General features: G+C 73.6%; 20 protein-coding genes. 9 read left to right on the forward strand and 11 right to left on the reverse strand.

The features are described from left to right. Positions 1-56: 56 nt before the first annotated feature. Positions 57-812 (reverse strand): 3-hydroxybutyrate dehydrogenase, encoded by a 756-nt coding sequence (locus FHL80_RS23510; RefSeq protein ID WP_138735751.1) that lies wholly within the window; start codon positions 810-812, stop codon positions 57-59. A 476-nt stretch (positions 813-1,288) separates the two neighbouring features. On the opposite strand from FHL80_RS23510, the gene FHL80_RS23515 reads away from it, so the two are divergent. The 5 genes from FHL80_RS23515 to FHL80_RS23535 are packed head-to-tail and all read left to right on the forward strand — an operon-like array spanning position 1,289 to position 6,299. Beyond that, positions 1,289-2,080, forward strand: coding sequence for an ABC transporter ATP-binding protein (locus FHL80_RS23515; RefSeq protein ID WP_138735752.1), 792 nt, complete (start codon positions 1,289-1,291; stop codon positions 2,078-2,080). Next, a complete protein-coding gene (locus tag FHL80_RS23520; RefSeq protein ID WP_246078913.1) occupies positions 2,068-2,943 on the forward strand; it encodes an ABC transporter ATP-binding protein in 876 nt (291 codons plus the stop codon). Before FHL80_RS23515 ends, FHL80_RS23520 begins: the two co-directional genes overlap by 13 nt. Then, on the forward strand, positions 2,940-3,830 hold the full coding sequence (locus FHL80_RS23525) for a branched-chain amino acid ABC transporter permease (protein ID WP_138735753.1): 891 nt from the start codon (positions 2,940-2,942) through the stop codon (positions 3,828-3,830). The genes FHL80_RS23520 and FHL80_RS23525 overlap by 4 nt, the downstream gene beginning before the upstream one ends. Further along, the gene (locus FHL80_RS23530; protein WP_138735754.1) at positions 3,823-5,055 is read left to right on the forward strand and encodes a branched-chain amino acid ABC transporter permease; all 1,233 of its coding nucleotides are present in this window, start codon (positions 3,823-3,825) and stop codon (positions 5,053-5,055) included. The genes FHL80_RS23525 and FHL80_RS23530 overlap by 8 nt, the downstream gene beginning before the upstream one ends. Continuing rightward, positions 5,052-6,299 (forward strand): ABC transporter substrate-binding protein, encoded by a 1,248-nt coding sequence (locus tag FHL80_RS23535; RefSeq protein ID WP_246078914.1) that lies wholly within the window; start codon positions 5,052-5,054, stop codon positions 6,297-6,299. Before FHL80_RS23530 ends, FHL80_RS23535 begins: the two co-directional genes overlap by 4 nt. A 114-nt stretch (positions 6,300-6,413) precedes the next feature. Here FHL80_RS23535 and FHL80_RS23540 read toward each other — a convergent pair whose 3' ends face one another. The 7 genes from FHL80_RS23540 to FHL80_RS26860 all read right to left on the reverse strand — a co-directional run bounded on the left by FHL80_RS23540 (position 6,414) and on the right by FHL80_RS26860 (position 9,691). Beyond that, entirely contained in the window at positions 6,414-7,574 is a 1,161-nt protein-coding gene (locus FHL80_RS23540; RefSeq protein WP_138735755.1) for an MFS transporter, read from the reverse strand. Between the two features lie 57 nt (positions 7,575-7,631). After that, positions 7,632-7,817 (reverse strand): hypothetical protein, encoded by a 186-nt coding sequence (locus FHL80_RS23545; protein WP_138735756.1) that lies wholly within the window; start codon positions 7,815-7,817, stop codon positions 7,632-7,634. 22 nt (positions 7,818-7,839) lie between these two features. Then, positions 7,840-8,040, reverse strand: a complete 201-nt coding sequence (locus FHL80_RS23550; protein WP_138735757.1) for a hypothetical protein — start codon at positions 8,038-8,040, stop codon at positions 7,840-7,842. 90 nt (positions 8,041-8,130) lie between these two features. After that, positions 8,131-8,274, reverse strand: coding sequence for a hypothetical protein (locus FHL80_RS25850; protein WP_216870995.1), 144 nt, complete (start codon positions 8,272-8,274; stop codon positions 8,131-8,133). A gap of 37 nt (positions 8,275-8,311) precedes the next feature. Next, positions 8,312-8,734: a hypothetical protein gene (locus FHL80_RS23555; RefSeq protein WP_138735758.1), complete on the reverse strand. Its 423-nt coding sequence runs from the start codon at positions 8,732-8,734 to the stop codon at positions 8,312-8,314. 37 nt (positions 8,735-8,771) lie between these two features. Beyond that, positions 8,772-9,401, reverse strand: a complete 630-nt coding sequence (locus tag FHL80_RS23560) for a TetR/AcrR family transcriptional regulator (RefSeq protein ID WP_246078915.1) — start codon at positions 9,399-9,401, stop codon at positions 8,772-8,774. 161 nt (positions 9,402-9,562) lie between these two features. Then, the gene (locus FHL80_RS26860; RefSeq protein ID WP_281283568.1) at positions 9,563-9,691 is read right to left on the reverse strand and encodes a hypothetical protein; all 129 of its coding nucleotides are present in this window, start codon (positions 9,689-9,691) and stop codon (positions 9,563-9,565) included. 191 nt (positions 9,692-9,882) lie between these two features. On the opposite strand from FHL80_RS26860, the gene FHL80_RS23565 reads away from it, so the two are divergent. From FHL80_RS23565 to FHL80_RS23575, 3 genes are read left to right on the forward strand one after another with little or no spacing between them, the layout of a single operon-like run. After that, positions 9,883-10,770, forward strand: a complete 888-nt coding sequence (locus tag FHL80_RS23565; RefSeq protein WP_216870996.1) for a metal ABC transporter solute-binding protein, Zn/Mn family — start codon at positions 9,883-9,885, stop codon at positions 10,768-10,770. 13 nt (positions 10,771-10,783) lie between these two features. Then, positions 10,784-11,614 carry a metal ABC transporter ATP-binding protein gene (locus FHL80_RS23570; RefSeq protein ID WP_138735760.1) on the forward strand — a complete coding sequence of 277 codons (831 nt, stop codon included), beginning with the start codon at positions 10,784-10,786 and terminating at the stop codon, positions 11,612-11,614. Next, entirely contained in the window at positions 11,614-12,498 is an 885-nt protein-coding gene (locus FHL80_RS23575; protein WP_138735761.1) for a metal ABC transporter permease, read from the forward strand. Before FHL80_RS23570 ends, FHL80_RS23575 begins: the two co-directional genes overlap by 1 nt. 37 nt (positions 12,499-12,535) lie before the next feature. On the opposite strand, the gene FHL80_RS25855 is transcribed toward FHL80_RS23575, so the two are convergent. From FHL80_RS25855 to FHL80_RS23585, 3 genes are read right to left on the reverse strand one after another with little or no spacing between them, the layout of a single operon-like run. Then, positions 12,536-12,697, reverse strand: coding sequence for a hypothetical protein (locus FHL80_RS25855; protein ID WP_216870997.1), 162 nt, complete (start codon positions 12,695-12,697; stop codon positions 12,536-12,538). A 36-nt stretch (positions 12,698-12,733) separates the two neighbouring features. Next, positions 12,734-13,657, reverse strand: a complete 924-nt coding sequence (locus FHL80_RS23580; RefSeq protein WP_138735762.1) for a ribokinase — start codon at positions 13,655-13,657, stop codon at positions 12,734-12,736. 47 nt (positions 13,658-13,704) lie between these two features. Further along, positions 13,705-14,193, reverse strand: coding sequence for a DUF6328 family protein (locus FHL80_RS23585; protein ID WP_138735763.1), 489 nt, complete (start codon positions 14,191-14,193; stop codon positions 13,705-13,707). Positions 14,194-14,240: 47 nt separating this feature from the next. Between FHL80_RS23585 and FHL80_RS23590 the strand changes: the two genes are divergently transcribed. Beyond that, positions 14,241-14,590 (forward strand): DUF3140 domain-containing protein (locus FHL80_RS23590; RefSeq protein ID WP_138735764.1); only part of this gene is annotated, 350 nt, incomplete at its 3' end.

Genomic DNA, 14,590 nt, shown 5'->3' on the forward strand with positions numbered 1-14,590 from the left:
GGCCGGCGGGGACTCCGACGACGTCGTCACGGCCGGCATTCTCGCCGGTCGGACGGTCAGTGGGCGGTCCACCCGCCGTCCATCACCAGCGAGCTCCCGGTCACCGAGGTCGCGGCGGGGGAGCAGAGCCAGGCGACGGCGTCGGCGACCTCCTCGGGTTCGATCAGCCGCTTGAGCGCGGCCGGCGCCAGCATCACCTGCTCGACCACCTCGTCCTCGGTCAGCCCGTGGGCCCGGGCCTGGTCGGCGATCTGGCCCTCCACCAGCGGCGTCCGGACGTAGGCGGGGTTGACGCAGTTGGAGGTGACACCGTGCTCCGCGCCCTCCAGCGCGATGACCTTGGACAGGCCCTCGAGGCCGTGCTTGGCGGTGACGTAGGCGACCTTGTACGGCGAGGCGCGCAGGCCGTGCACCGAGCTCACGTTGACCACCCGGCCCCAGCCGCGCTCGTACATCCCCGGCAGGGCGCCCCGGACCAACCGGAACGGGGCCTCGAGCATCAGCCGCAGGATGGAGCTGAACCGGTCGACCGGGAACTCGTGCAGCGGCGCGACGTGCTGGAGTCCGGCGTTGTTGACCAGCACGTCGACGTCGAGGTCCAGGCGGTCGATCGCGTCCAGGTCGGTCAGGTCGACCGCGACGGCGGTGCCGCCCACCTGCTCGGCCACCGTCTGCGCCGCGGCCGCGTCGCGGTCCACCACGACGACGGCCGCGCCCGCCGCGGCCAGCCGGACCGCGCACGCCCGCCCGATCCCGGACGCACCGCCGGTCACCATCGCGCGTCGTCCGGTCAGGGGCTCAGAGGAGGCCATGGCGGCAGGTTAGGACGGCCGCGACCCGGCGCCCATGGGCGACGCGCACACACCCCGGCCGAGCGCCGTGGGCGAGCCTCACATGCGGGTGGCCCGGCGTGAGCCGCGGCGTCCGGAACGAGATTATGGCGTCCGACCACATGACCCCGCTCACAATCCCCGCACGTGCGCACATGGTGGCCCGCTCAGCGCGCCCTTAGCGTCTGCGGAGCCCGTTTTGACGTCGGCCTTGATGAGGAGACCACATGTCCGCAGCTCCGCAGCCCGGGGTGGCACCTGCTCCGCCCCGCGCACGCCGAGCTGTGCGTGTGGCCGCGCCACGGGGTGCTGCGGTCACGGTCCTGTCTCAGTCCTCGCCCAGGTCGTGACGTGCGTCACCTCATGACGTTGACTGCGCACGCCTCGGCGGCTCCGGTGAGCGCTGCCCCCACCGTCCGTCCCCGCCGGCGGACGGCCGATCCAGAGAGGAGCTGCCCGTGCTGAGCGTCGACGCGCTGCACGTGACCTACGGCGGTGCCGTGCAGGCCCTCCGCGGGGTGTCCCTGGAGATCCCCGACGGCAAGGTCGTCGCCGTCCTGGGCAGCAACGGTGCCGGCAAGAGCACCCTGCTGCGCACCCTGTCCGGCACGCTGCGGCTGCACCGCGGGCGGATCGACTCGGGGTCGGTCCGCTACGGCGACATCGCCCTGGGCGGCCGCGACGCCGCCCAGACGGTCCGGATGGGCCTGGTGCAGGTGCCCGAGGGGCGGCGCATCTTCGGCCGGCTCACCGTCGAGGAGAACCTCCGCGCCGGCGGCATGGGCAACCGCGACAAGGCCGCCAAGGCCCGGGCCCGCGACCGGGTCTACGAGATGTTCCCGGTGCTCAAGGAGCGCGCCGGCCAGCGCGGGCTGCTGCTGTCCGGTGGCGAGCAGCAGATGCTGGCGATCGGCCGCGCGCTGATGGCCAGCCCGAAGCTGCTGCTGCTCGACGAGCCGTCGCTGGGGCTGGCGCCGCGCATCATCGGACAGATCGGCGAGGTCATCGCCGAGATCAACCAGCAGGGCACCTCGGTGCTGCTGGTCGAGCAGAACGCGACCATGGCCCTCGGCGTCGCCGACCTGGCCTACGTGCTGGACGTCGGCGAGGTGTCGCTGTCCGGGTCGGCCGCGGAACTGGCCCGCACCGACGAGGTGCAGCGGCTCTACCTCGGGCACGACAGCGACGAACCGGCCGCCGCCGCCATCCGTCGTGACACGGGCAAGACGCTGTCCCGGTGGACCGCGTGACCGCGGCCGGGGAGCGGGAGACCCGCAGCGACATCCCGCCGGTGGAGATCGAGCACGTCAGCGTCCGGTTCGGCGCGATCAAGGCGCTGTCCGACGTCTCCTTCACCGTCGCGCCGGGCAGCATCCACGCCGTCATCGGCCCCAACGGCGCCGGCAAGTCGACGATGTTCAACGTCCTGTCCGGGGTCTACCAGGCCGCCGAGGGGCAGGTGCGCTTCGGCGACCACCGGCTCGACCAGATGCGCCCGTTCAAGATCGCGGACATCGGGGTCGCTCGGGCCTTCCAGAACATCGCGCTGTCGGGGGCGCAGTCGGTGGCCGAGAACCTGATGCTGGGCCGGCACCACCTCACCAGAGCGGGGTTCTTGGCCGCAGGCCTGCGGCTGCCGCGGGCCACCCGGGAGGGAAAGCGGCACGGCGAACGCGTCGCCGAGATCGCCGAGTTCCTCGAGCTCGGGGACAAGCTGCACACCCCGGTGGGCGTGCTGTCCTACGGCGACCAGAAGCGGGTCGAAGTCGCCCGGGCGCTGTGCACCGAGCCCCGGCTGCTGCTGCTCGACGAACCGGTCGCCGGGATGAACGCCGAGGAGACGACCCGGATGGCCCAGGCGATCCGGGAGATCCGCTCGGCCCTGGGCATCTCGGTGGTCCTGGTCGAGCACGACATGGGGATGGTCATGGCCCTCGCCGACCGGGTCACCGTCCTGGACTTCGGGCGGCGCATCGCCGACGGCACGCCGGCCGAGGTCCAGGCCGACCCCGAGGTGATCCGCGCCTACCTCGGCTCCGGTGACGAGACCGGCCCGACCAGTGCCGCCGACGGCGGCGGACACCCCTCCGAGACCACCGGGACGCGCCCGTGACCCAGTTCCTGTCGCTGCTGCTCAACGGCATCTCGCTGGGCGCGCTCTACGCGCTCATCGCCCTGGGCTTCGTGATCATCTTCAAGGCCAGCGAGGTGGTCAGCTTCACCCAGGGCTCGTTGCTGCTGCTCGGCGCGTACTCGATCGCCCGGCTGTCGGACCCCCTGGGGTTCTTCCCCGCCGTGCTGGTCGGCATCGTGATCACCGCGCTGGCCGCGTTCCTGATCGAGCGGCTGATCATCAACCGGCTGCGGGGCAAGCCGGTGATCAGCCTGGCGATCGTGACCATCGGCGTCGACATCATCCTGCTGACCGAGCTGATCCGGCGGATCGGCTCGGACATCCTCAACGTCCCGCACCCGTGGGGTGGCAAGTCGTTCCGGATCGGCGAGGTCGGCATCAGCCAGAACCGGTTGATCGCCACCCTCGTCGCGGCGGTGCTGATCATCGCGTTCTTCCTGGCCTTCAAGTACTCCAGCTGGGGCGTGGCGATGCGCGCGTCCGCGGAGGACGGCGAGACGGCGGCGCTGATGGGCATCCGGCTGGGCCGGGTCTCCGCGCTGGCGTGGATCGTCGCCGGGGCGCTCGCCGCGGTCGCCGCACTGTTCCTGGTGGGTGCTCCCACCCCGGGGGTCAGCGCGGCCGCGTACACGGTGGCACTGCGGGCGTTCCCTGCGGCGATCCTCGGCGGGCTCGACTCCACCGGCGGGGCGCTCGTCGGCGGGCTGCTGATCGGCCTCTCCGAGTCCTTCGCCGCCGGGTACCAGGACCAGCTGCTGTTCCTCGGCCGCGGCTTCGGCGACGTCGTTCCCTACGTGGTGATGATCGCCGTGCTGCTCGTCCGGCCATCCGGTCTGTTCGGCACCAAGGAGCTGACCCGTGTCTGAGACGACCGTGACCGCGCACGGCGCGACCCGCACCCGGCGCACGGGCGGGCAGGCCGCATCCCGCCCTCGGCGGTCCCTGCTGGGGCCGGCCCTGGGGGCTGCCCTGCTGCTGGTGCTGCTGCTGGCCCCCTTCTACGTCGACGAGTTCTGGCTGCGCACCGGTTTCGCGGTGTTCGGGGCGATCGTCGGGGCGATCGGGCTGAACCTGCTGGTCGGCACCACCGGCCAGCTGTCGCTGGCGCACGCCTTCTTCCTCGCCGTGGGTGCGATCAGCTACGTCTTCGTGTCCGGGGAGTCCGGGGGGCTGGGCGTGGCCCAGCTGAGCGGCCTGGGCCTGCCGCCGCTGGTCGGCATGGTCGTGGGCGTGCTGCTCGCCGGCCTGGCCGGCCTGATCTTCAGCCCGATCGCGGCCCGGCTGCGGGGCATCTACCTCGGTGTCGCCTCGCTCGGTCTGGTCTTCATCGGCCAGCACGTGCTCAACACGTGGACGTCGGTGACCGGTGGCTTCAACGGCCGCGCGGCCCCTGAGTTCTCCCTCTTCGGGTTCCACTTCGCCAACGACAACCCGCTGCTGTTCATCGCCGGTGTGCCGTTCCGGGAGGCAGAGCGGCTCTGGTACCTGGGCCTGGTGCTCGCTCTCGGGGCGTTCCTGTTCGCCCGGAACCTGCTGCGCAGCCGCCCCGGTCGGGCGCTGCAGACGCTGCGCGACAGCGAGGTGGCGGCGTCGGTGATGGGCGTGAACGTGCAGCGCTACAAGGGTCGGGTCTTCCTGGTCAGCTCGATGTACGCGGGGCTGTCCGGGGTCATGTACGCGCTGTCCATCGGCAGCGTGGCCCCGGAGTCCTTCGGGCTCGAGGTGTCCATCCAGTACCTGGCGATGATCGTGCTGGGCGGCCTCGGCTCGGTGATCGGGGCGGTCCTGGGGGCCACGTTCGTCAGCGCGCTCCCGCTGGTCTTCCAGAAGTACGCCGACGTCATCCCCTTCGTCAGCAGCCCGGGCGAGGGCGGCCTGGCGGCCGGGGAGATGGCCCGCTTCCTCTACGGCGCGGCGATCGTCCTGGTGATCCTCTTCGAGCCCGGTGGCCTCGCCGGCCTGGCAGCGCGCTTCCGCCGCCGAGGCCGTGACCCCAGCGGTGGCCGGGCCGGCTCGCCCGCCGCTGCCCCGACCGACCCGTCCACCACCTCAGCCCCGTCCGATCGACCAGCACAAGGGAGCACCACATGAAGCAGCGCACGATGAAGCGCGCGGCGTCGGCACTGGCCGCCGTGGCGGTGGTCGCCGCAGCCGGCGGCTGCAGCAACAAGGCCCAGGACAGCGGCGGGTCGTCCTCGGGCGGCGGAGCGGCTGCCGACGTGCAGACCGACATCGGCGTCGAGGGCACCACCATCAACCTCGGCGTGCTCACCGACCTGACCGGCGTCTTCGCGGCGCTGGGCAAGGACATCACCAACGCCAACACGATGTACTGGAAGGACAACAAGGTCTGCGACACCTACGACGTCACGCTCGACGTCCAGGACACCAACTACGTCCCGCAGACCGGGGTCCAGCTCTACAGCGGCATGAAGGACAGCATCCTCGCGATGCAGCAGACGATCGGGTCGCCGATCAACACCGCGCTCGCGCCGGAGTACGAGTCCGACAAGATGGTCAACTTCCCGTCGGCCTGGGCCCAGACGCTGACCGAGATCCCCGGGACCGGGGTCGTCGGTGCGACGTACGCCGTCGAGATCGCCAACGGCTACGACTTCATGTTCCAGAAGGGCCTGCTCAAGGAGGGCGACACCGTCGGCCACATCTACTTCGAGGGTGAGTACGGCGCGAACGGCCTGGCCGGCACCCAGGCGGTGGCCAAGGAGAAGAACCTCAAGGTGGTCGAGGCGCAGATCAAGTCCACCGACCAGGACATGAGCTCGCAGATCACCCAGTTCAAGGCCGCCGGGGTCAACATGGTCGCCCTCACCGTGGCGCCCGGGCAGCTGGCGTCGGCCGCCGCCGCGATGGAGGCGCAGGGCCTGGACGTGCCGATCCTGGGCAGCAACCCGGTCTTCGCGCCCGGGCTGCTGCAGGGCCCGGCGGCGAACAAGATCAAAAAGGACCTGTACGTGGCCTCCCCCGTGTCGGCCTTCGACCAGCACCAGGACCTGCTGCAGCAGTACCAGGCCGCCTACCCGGACGCCACGCCCAGCCTGGGCGTCCTGGTCGGCGTGGGCATGAGCGAGATCATGAAGCAGGTCCTGGACTCCGCCTGCGAGAGCGGTGACCTGACCCGGCAGGGTGTGCTCGACGCCTTCAACGGCCTGACCAAGGTCGACACCGGTGGCGTCGTCGTGCCGATCCGCGGCTTCGAGCCGGGCAAGTCCCCGAGCCTGGAGAGCTTCGTCCTCCAGCCGGCTGACGTGCCCGGCGGCGCCAAGGTCGTCCAGGACGCCTTCGAGGGCCAGTTCGCGGCGGCGATCGCCGGCTGAGCAAGGACCCCGTCGCCCCCCAGCCCTCGCTCCGCTCGGGCCGGGCCCCTGCGACGGGGCCGTACGGCGCCTCCTCCCCGTGCGGGAGGGGGCGCCGTCGTACGTCCGGCGTCGCTACAGCTGGCGGCGCCGGACCGCCGGCAGCAGGCGGAGGGCGAGGAGCCCGCTGAGGACCGCCGCCACCGTCAACGGCAGGGTCGGCCGGGTGGCCTCGGCCGCCGTGGCGATGACGAAGGGCGCGGCGAACCCGACGTAGGCGAAGGCCAGGAACAGCGAGGTCAGCGCGCCCAGCCGGACCGGGGCGGCGAGCCGGGCGGTGAGCGTCAGGCCGGCGGCCAGGCACAGCCCGCTCCCGGCCCCGAGCAGGGGCGAGGCGACGACGAGCCAGGGGAGGGCGGCGGTGGCGGTGAAGGCCGTGGCGGCGGCGAACCCGACCGTGCCCAGCACGACCCCGACGACGGCGGTCCACGGGCCGAGCCGGCGCTGCAGGCCGGCGACCAGGGTGCCCGCGCCGAGGGTGACCCCGGCGAGCACCCCGGTGACGGCCACACCGGCCGCAGGCAGCTCGACCAGCAGGGGCACTGCCGAGATGACGGCGGTCGGGAAGGCGTAGACGCAGACGGCCACCGGGGCGAGCACGGTGAGCACGGTCAGCCCGTCACCCTGCCGGACCAGCGGTACCGGCGACGCCACGGGGAGCCCGGGCGACGCGGGCGCCGGGCGCCGGGCGACGGTCTCGGGCAGCCGCAGGGCGAGGACCAGGCCGGCGGTGGCGAGCACGGTGTGCACCAGGTACGGCAGGACGGTCGGGGCCGGGGCGTACTGGCCGAGCAGCCCGCTCACCAGCGGCCCCAGCGAGAAGCCCGCGGTCATGGCGAACGCCGCCCGGCGCCCACCGGCGCCGTCCCCCGACGCCAGCGACAGCTCGCCGATCCACGCGCTGGCCACGCTGAACACGACCCCGCTGACCACCCCCTGCAGGAACCGGGCCCCGAACAGCAGGCCGAGGGACTCGCCGGCCGCGGCGAAGGCCAGCGACGCGACCGCCGACAGCAGGATCCCGGGGACGGCGACGCGACGGCGTCCCAGCCGGTCCGACAGCGGCCCGGCGACGAACAGGGCCGGCACCAGCCCGGCGGCATAGCTGCCGAACAGCGCGGTGAGCACCTGCGGGGAGAGGTCCAGCCGCTCCTGGTAGACCAGCAGCAGCGGCGTCGGGACGTTGGTGCCGGCTGCGACGGCGAACAGCGCGAAGACGCCCCGCCGCCAGGTCACCGGCAGGACCCTAGTGCCCCGCCGGGCGAGCGGGCCTCCTCGCCCGGAGCCCCGCGGTCAGCCGACGGCGTTGCCCGGGCGGGCCACCGAGTCCTCGCGCTGGGCCTCGTCGTCGGTGAGCAGCACGGTGTCCTGCTCGCCGCCGTCGCCGGCGTTGTCCCCGGTCTGCCCGTCGATCAGGTTCTCGTCGGAGTCGGCGGTGTCCGGGGACTCGTGGTAGCCGGTGCGGTCGCTCTCGGTCATGGCTGCTCCTCGGACGGGGTGGTCAGGACGGGTCGTCGGCGATCTGCGGCCTGGTCGGGGTCCGGGCCGGCTGGTCGTCGGTGGCGTCGTCCCGCGCGATCGCCTCGTCGGCGGTGAGGGGGACGTCGTCGAAGCTGTCGCTCCCGGTGCTGCTGTCGTCACCCGTGCCCGAGGAGGTCGGCACGTCCTGCTGGATGCGGCCGCTGCCGCCGGGGTCGGTCATGGCTGCTCCTCCTGGGACCGGGTGGTCTGCACGGGCCATGCCCGCCAGCGGGCCGGGGAAACGGCACCGGGCGCCTCGGGGACGGCCGGCCTACTGCGCGTCGGGCTCGGTCTCGGGCGGCGGGTAGACCGGGCCGGCCATGCCGTCGGCGTTGTCGTCCCCGTCGGGCTCGGAGACGGCGCCGCCCAGCGGGGCGACCTCCCGGTCGTGCTGCGGGTCCTCCGGAGATGTCATCTGCCGAGTCTGCGACCTGGGGCGGGAACCGGCGAGCTCAGTCCTCGAGGGCCGGTCCGGCCTCGTGCCGCGGGTGGCCGGAGGTGCGCTCGCGCTGCTTCATCCGGGCCTCGAGCACGTGCCGGTCGCCGTCGCAGAGCTCGTCGCGGGCGCGCTGGTCGGCGGCCCGGAACTCCGACCAGTAGCTCGCGTCGAAGTCCTCGACGACCTGGAAGGTCCACCGGTCGGCGATGACGTTGCGGCCGACGAGGTCCCGCTCCAGGTCGTCGGCGAGCTCGGTGTGGCCGGCGTCGCGGAACCGGGCGACGGCGTCCTGGAGCAGCAGGTCGGCCTTGCCGGTCAGCTGGTGGAAGCCGTACAGCAGGCCGCGGGCCTGCTCGACGGTCTCGAGGGACTCCGACAGCTTGCCGAGGGCGGCGACGGTGTCGTCGTCGAGGTCAGGACGGGAACGGTCGCTCACCGCACCATCCTGGGGCGGGCGGCGCCCGCCCGCAGCGTCAGCGGGAGGCGATCGCCGTGTCGATGAGCTTCTCGGCGAGCCGGCGGCCGTGCGAGGCCGGGCCGTCGGGCCCCAGGAGCCCGCCGGAGAGGTACATGCCGTCGATGATCAGGTGGATCTGGGCAGCGAGGTCCTCGCCGTGGCCGGGCACCAGCCGGCCGGCCAGCGTCAGCAGCCGCATGTGCAGCTCGTACTTGTAGTCGGCGGCCGCGCTGCGGGCCGGGTGCTGAGGGTCGTCGTACTCACTGCTCACGTTGGTGAAGGGGCAGCCGCGGAAGCCGGTGCGGGTGACGTCCCTCTCCACGGCGTCCACGACGGAGAGCAGGGCTGCCCGCGGGTCGCCCTGCAGGCGGTGCAGGTCGGCGTCGATGAACCCGAGGACCGTGGCCGCCTTGCGGGCGAGGTAGGCGCCGACCAGGTCGTCCTTGCTCTTGAAGAGCCGGTAGACGGTCATCTTGCCCAGGCCGGTCTCGCGGACCAGCTCGTCCATGCCGACGCTGCGCGAGCTGCGCGCCGAGAAGAGCCGCTCGGCGGTGTCCAGGACGATCTCCTGCCGTTCCGCGCGGGAGCGACGGGCCGGCACGGAGCCGTCCACGGTCGTGTGCAGGGGGAGGGCTGCGGCAGTCACGAGCCCGATGGTGCAGCACACCGTGACGGAGCGGTCCACGGCACGCCGGGTCGCGCCGTCAGGCCGTTACGCAGGGTGGATGCCGGGACGGTGGGTGTTGCTGGTGCCCCTGTGACGTCCCGCGGGACGCCGGCCGGGGGCCCCGGGACGGGTGGGTCCGGTCAGGCCCGGCGGATCCGGCGCGGGTTCGCCAGCACCCGCACCACGGGCGCCTGCGGGGACCGCCCGTCGACGTGCTCGGTGCGCGCGGTCTCGTCGTCCACGGGGTGCTCGCGGCTGCTCTCCTGCATGGCACCAGCCTGCCCTCCGTGACGGACAGTGGGGACGTCGAGCCCCCAGGACCACCCCATCGGGTGGGTGACCGAGCAGGTGCCCGACGCCGGTCACCCCGGGTCAGCTCTGCGGGGTGTCTCGTCAGCCGACCGGGGGACGGGTTACGCTACTGACAATCATTCTCATTCCCATGAACTCGGGAGGTCCGATGCGCAGCCCCGCGCTGCTGGTGTCCGCGGTCGCGCTCGCCGCCGTCGCCGGGTGCGGCTCCGACGAGGCCGCGGCCGACGACGGGGTGCAGGTCGTCGCCTCCACGAACGTCTACGGCGACCTGGCCCGGACGATCGGCGGCGGCCGGGTCCAGGTGACCTCGGTGATCGACGACCCGTCAGCCGACCCGCACTCCTACGAGGCCAGCGTCCGCACCCAGCTCGCCGTCTCCGAGGCCGACCTGGTGATCGACAACGGCGGGGGCTACGACGACTTCATGGCCACCCTGCTGTCGGCCACCGGCGCCGACCCCACCCTGCTGACCGCGGTCGAGGTCGCCGGCCTGGACACCGGCGCCGAGGGGTTCAACGAGCACGTCTGGTACGACCTGCCGGCCATGTCCGAGCTCGCCGGACGGATCGCCGACGCCCTCGGCGAGGTCGACCCGGACGGCGCCGACGTCTACGCGGCGAACGCCACCGCGCTGCAGGACGGGATCGCCGGTCTGGTCGCCCGGGAGGAGCAGGCCCGCGCCGCCACCGAGGGTGCCGGGGTGGCGGTCACCGAGCCGGTGCCCGGGTACCTGCTCGATGCCCTGGGCGCGCAGGACCGGACCCCGGCGGAGTTCTCCGAGGCGGTCGAGGAGGGCAGCGACGTCTCACCCGCCACCCTGCAGGACACCCTCGACCTGTTCACCACCGGGCAGGTGCAGGCGCTGGTCTACAACTCCCAGACCAGCGGACCGGAGACCGAGCAGGTGCTGGACGCCGCCCGGGCCGCGGGTACCGCTGTCGTCCCGGTGACCGAGACGCTGCCCGACGGCGAGGACTACCTGTCCTGGATGGGCGGCAACCTCGACGCGGTCGTCGCCGCCCTCTCCGCGTGAGATCCTCGGTCCGGTGACGACCTCCGCCCTCAGCCTCCGCGGCGCCGGCATCCGCTTCGGCGACCGGGTGCTGTGGAGCGGGCTGGACCTGGAGCTGCAGCCCGGGGAGTTCCTGGCGGTGCTGGGCCCCAACGGCGCCGGCAAGTCCACCCTGCTCAAGGCCGTGCTCGGCCAGCAGCCGTTGTCCGACGGCGAGCTGCTGATCGACGGGCAGGCGCCGGGGCGCGGCAGCGACCGGGTCGGCTACGTGCCGCAGCAGAAGTCGATGGACGCCGCCACCCCGCTGCGCGCCCGTGACCTCGTCGCGCTGGGCATGGACGGGCACCGCTGGGGCCTGCGCCGGCGGACCGCCGAGCAGCGCCGGCGGATCGACGACGCCCTGGCGGCAGTCGGTGCCACCGGCTACGCCGACGCCCCGCTCGGCCTGCTCTCCGGCGGCGAGCAGCAGCGGGTCCGGATCGCCCAGGCGCTGGCCACCGACCCGTCGCTGCTGCTCTGCGACGAGCCGCTGCTCTCGCTGGACCTCCGGCACCAGCGGGCGGTCGCGGACATGATCGACCGGCGCCGTCACGAGCACGGCACCGCCGTCGTCTTCGTCACCCACGAGATCAACCCGGTCCTCGACCTGGTCGACCGGGTGCTCTACATCGCCGCCGGCGGCCACCGGATCGGCCCGCCCGCCGAGGTGCTCACCTCCGAGACGCTCAGCGAGCTGTACCGCACCCCGGTGGACGTGCTGAACGTGCGCGGCCGCGTGGTGGTCGTCGGGACGCCGGACGAGCCCGGTGGCTGCACCCACCACGAGCTCACCCCGGAGGCGCGGCCCGCCGCAGGTGCCGGCTGATGGACCGGCTCTTCGACTTCTCCGACTACGGCGCGCTGCTCGGGCTGGTGCACAACTCGCTCGTCGCGGCGGCCCTGCTCGGCGTGGTGGGCGGCCTGGTCGGGGTGTTCGTCCAGGTCCGCGACATGCAGTTCGCCGTGCACGGGATCAGCGAGCTCTCCTTCGCCGGCGCGGCCGCGGCGTTGCTGCTCGGCGGGAGCGTCGCGCTGGGCTCGGTGCTCGGGTCGGTGCTGGCCGCCGCCCTCATCGGCGGGCTCGGCGTCCGCGCCCGGGACCGCAACTCGGTCATCGGCGTGCTGATGCCCTTCGGCCTCGGCCTGGGCGTGCTCTTCCTGTCCCTCTACGAGGGCCGGGCGGCGAACAAGTTCGGCCTGCTCACCGGCCAGATCGTCGCGGTCGACACGGTGCGGCTGGGCTGGCTGGTCGGGGTGTCGATCGTGGTGCTGGCCGGCCTGGCGGTGGTCTGGCGGCCGCTGATGTTCGTCAGCGTCGACCCCGAGGTCGCCGCCGCCCGCGGCCTGCCGGCCGGGGTGCTGTCGGTCGTCTTCACCCTGCTGCTCGGGCTCGCGGTGTCGCTGGCCGTGCAGGTGGTCGGGGCGCTGCTGGTGCTCTCGCTGCTGGTCACGCCCGCGGCCGCCGCGTTCCGGGTGACGGCGTCCCCGGTGCTCGCGCCGCTGCTCAGCACGCTGTTCGCGGTCGTCTCGGCGGTCGGCGGGATCCTGCTGGCGCTCGGCGGCTCCATCCCGATCAGCCCCTTCGTGACCACGATCAGCTTCGCGATCTACCTGGTCTGCCGGGTGGTCTCGGCCCGGCGCCGGCGCACCGGCTGGGGCTCCCGGGTCCCGGACGCGCAGCTCACCGCGACGCCGGAACCGGCGCGGTAGGGGCTCGAGGTGCCCGTCCGGCCCGGCGGGCTGACGGTCAGGCGCCGGTGACCCGGTTCGCCGGGTCGACGCCCTCGGCGGCCTTCTCCTCCGCCCCCTCGGCTGGCTCCTCGGTGTGCGGCGTGCGGCCGGTCCCCTCCTCGCCGGGGGTCACGGCGCCTTCTGCGGGCTCGTCGGTGTGCGGGGTGCTCTCGGTCATGCCGGTCCCGTGCCCGCGCCCGGCGGGGCCCAACCCTCAGCCGACCCGGGTGGGCTCCGGGGTGCGGCGGAGCAGCGCCTGGACCCCGTCGTCGTCCGGGAGGGCGCCACGGGCGCCGGCGCCGGTGGTCGACAGGGCCGCCGCGGTCACCGCGTAGCGGACGGCGTCGGCCAGCGGCTCACCGCGGTCCAGGGCGCTGCTGAGCGCGCCGCAGAAGCAGTCGCCGGCACCCGTGGTGTCCACCGGCTCGACCGGCGGCGGAGCCTGGAGCAGCACCGGCCCGTCGGCCGGGACGACGAGCGCGCCCCGCTCGCCCAGCGTCACCACGACCGACCGCGCGGCCAGCTCCCGGGCCAGCTCCGCCAGCGCGCCCGGCGACGCGTCGCCGTCCGCCGCCCCGGCCAGCCGGCGCAGCTCGTGCTCGTTGGGCACCAGGACGTCGACCTGCGCGAGCAGCTCGGCCGGCAGCGGCTGCGCCGGCGCCGGGTTGAGGACGACGGTGCCCCGGGTCGCCGCCGCGGCGGCCCGGACGGTGTCCAGCGGGGTCTCCAGCTGCAGCAGCAGCACCCCGGCGCGGTGCACCGACTCCACGTCGACGTCGGCCGGGGTGAGCTCGGCGTTGGCGCCCGGCACGACGACGATCAGGTTCTCCCCGCCGACGGCCTCCACCGGGATCGTCGCCGTCCCGGTCGGCACGCCGGCGGTGCGCTGCACCCGGCCCACGTTGACCCGCGCCTCGGCGAGCGCGGCCAGCTGACGGCCGGCGGCCGGGTCGTCGCCCACCCGGCCGACCATGTGCACGCCGGTGCCGAGCCGGCCCGCGGCGGCGGCCTGGTTGGCGCCCTTGCCGCCGGGCAGCACGGCGACCGACGAGCCGATGACCGTCTCGCCCCGGCCGGGCAGCCGGTCGACGGTCACCACGACGTCCTCGTTGAGGCTCCCGACGACGGTCACGGACACGAGGTGCTCCCGGAGGTGGTCACGGACGCCGAGCCTAGGAGGACGACTCAGCGGGCCCGGCGCGCCGCCGGCAGGACGAACCACAGACCGAGGCCCAGCACCGCGACCAGCGTGCACGCAGCGACCGCCCAACCGCGGCCGAGGACGACGTCCAGGACGAGCAGCACCGCGCTGGCGATCCCGACCAGCAGCAGCACGAGGCCGACCAGCAGCGCGCGGTCGGCGAAGGCGACCACGGCCTCCTTCTCGTGCTGGCGGAACAGCACGCGGTGGAAGGACACCGGCGCGATCAGCACGATGGCCGCGCAGGTCGTGCTGAGCAGGGTCAGCGGGTAGAGGTCCCGCTGGAAGTCGGTCAGCTCGCCGAACCGCTGGGTGAACGGCAGCGTGAGCAGGAAGGCGAACAGGAACTGGACCCCGGCGGTGGCGACCCGGGTCTCCTGCAGCAGCTCGCCGACGTTGCGGTCCAGCACCTCCTGGGGCTCCTCGCCGCGGTCGCGGGCCGACCTCTCCACGTCCGTCCGTTTCCTGGCCATGGAGCTGCGGTACCGCAGCGGGAGACCACTGACACCCGGGAGGACCCATGGCCGACACGGATGCCGACACGACCCGCCGCGAGTTCGGCGAGTCGGTCAACATGACCGCCGGGGAGCTGGAGGAGTGGCTGGGCACCGAGGAGTCCCAGGCGGTCGGGCAGAAGAGCGACGGGTCCGACGAGTCGACCGGGCACGAGTCCGGCCGGCGCATCGTCGAGCTGCTGCACACCAGGAAGGCCGACCTCACCGACGACGACCTGGCGCACATGCGGAAGGTGCACGGCTACGTGCAGCGGCACCTCGCGCAGGAACCGCAGCACGAGGACGTCGAGACGTCGAAGTGGCGGTACTCGTTGATGAACTGGGGCCACGACCCGCTGAAGGCGCGGGGCGGGTC

This window comes from Modestobacter excelsi (assembly GCF_005930495.1).
Classification (GTDB): domain Bacteria; phylum Actinomycetota; class Actinomycetes; order Mycobacteriales; family Geodermatophilaceae; genus Modestobacter; species Modestobacter excelsi.

Excerpts from the sequence above, each read along its gene's own strand:
- FHL80_RS23510 (WP_138735751.1), bottom strand. The coding sequence starts at position 812 with ATGGCCTCCTCTGAGCCCCTGACCGGACGACGCGCGATGGTGACCGGC.
- FHL80_RS23535 (WP_246078914.1), top strand. The coding sequence starts at position 5,052 with ATGAAGCAGCGCACGATGAAGCGCGCGGCGTCGGCACTGGCCGCCGTG.
- FHL80_RS23545 (WP_138735756.1), bottom strand. The coding sequence starts at position 7,817 with ATGACCGAGAGCGACCGCACCGGCTACCACGAGTCCCCGGACACCGCC.
- FHL80_RS23550 (WP_138735757.1), bottom strand. The coding sequence starts at position 8,040 with ATGACCGACCCCGGCGGCAGCGGCCGCATCCAGCAGGACGTGCCGACC.
- FHL80_RS25850 (WP_216870995.1), bottom strand. The coding sequence starts at position 8,274 with ATGACATCTCCGGAGGACCCGCAGCACGACCGGGAGGTCGCCCCGCTG.
- FHL80_RS26860 (WP_281283568.1), bottom strand. The coding sequence starts at position 9,691 with ATGCAGGAGAGCAGCCGCGAGCACCCCGTGGACGACGAGACCGCGCGC.
- FHL80_RS23565 (WP_216870996.1), top strand. The coding sequence starts at position 9,883 with ATGCGCAGCCCCGCGCTGCTGGTGTCCGCGGTCGCGCTCGCCGCCGTC.
- FHL80_RS23575 (WP_138735761.1), top strand. The coding sequence starts at position 11,614 with ATGGACCGGCTCTTCGACTTCTCCGACTACGGCGCGCTGCTCGGGCTG.
- FHL80_RS25855 (WP_216870997.1), bottom strand. The coding sequence starts at position 12,697 with ATGACCGAGAGCACCCCGCACACCGACGAGCCCGCAGAAGGCGCCGTG.
- FHL80_RS23585 (WP_138735763.1), bottom strand. The coding sequence starts at position 14,193 with ATGGCCAGGAAACGGACGGACGTGGAGAGGTCGGCCCGCGACCGCGGC.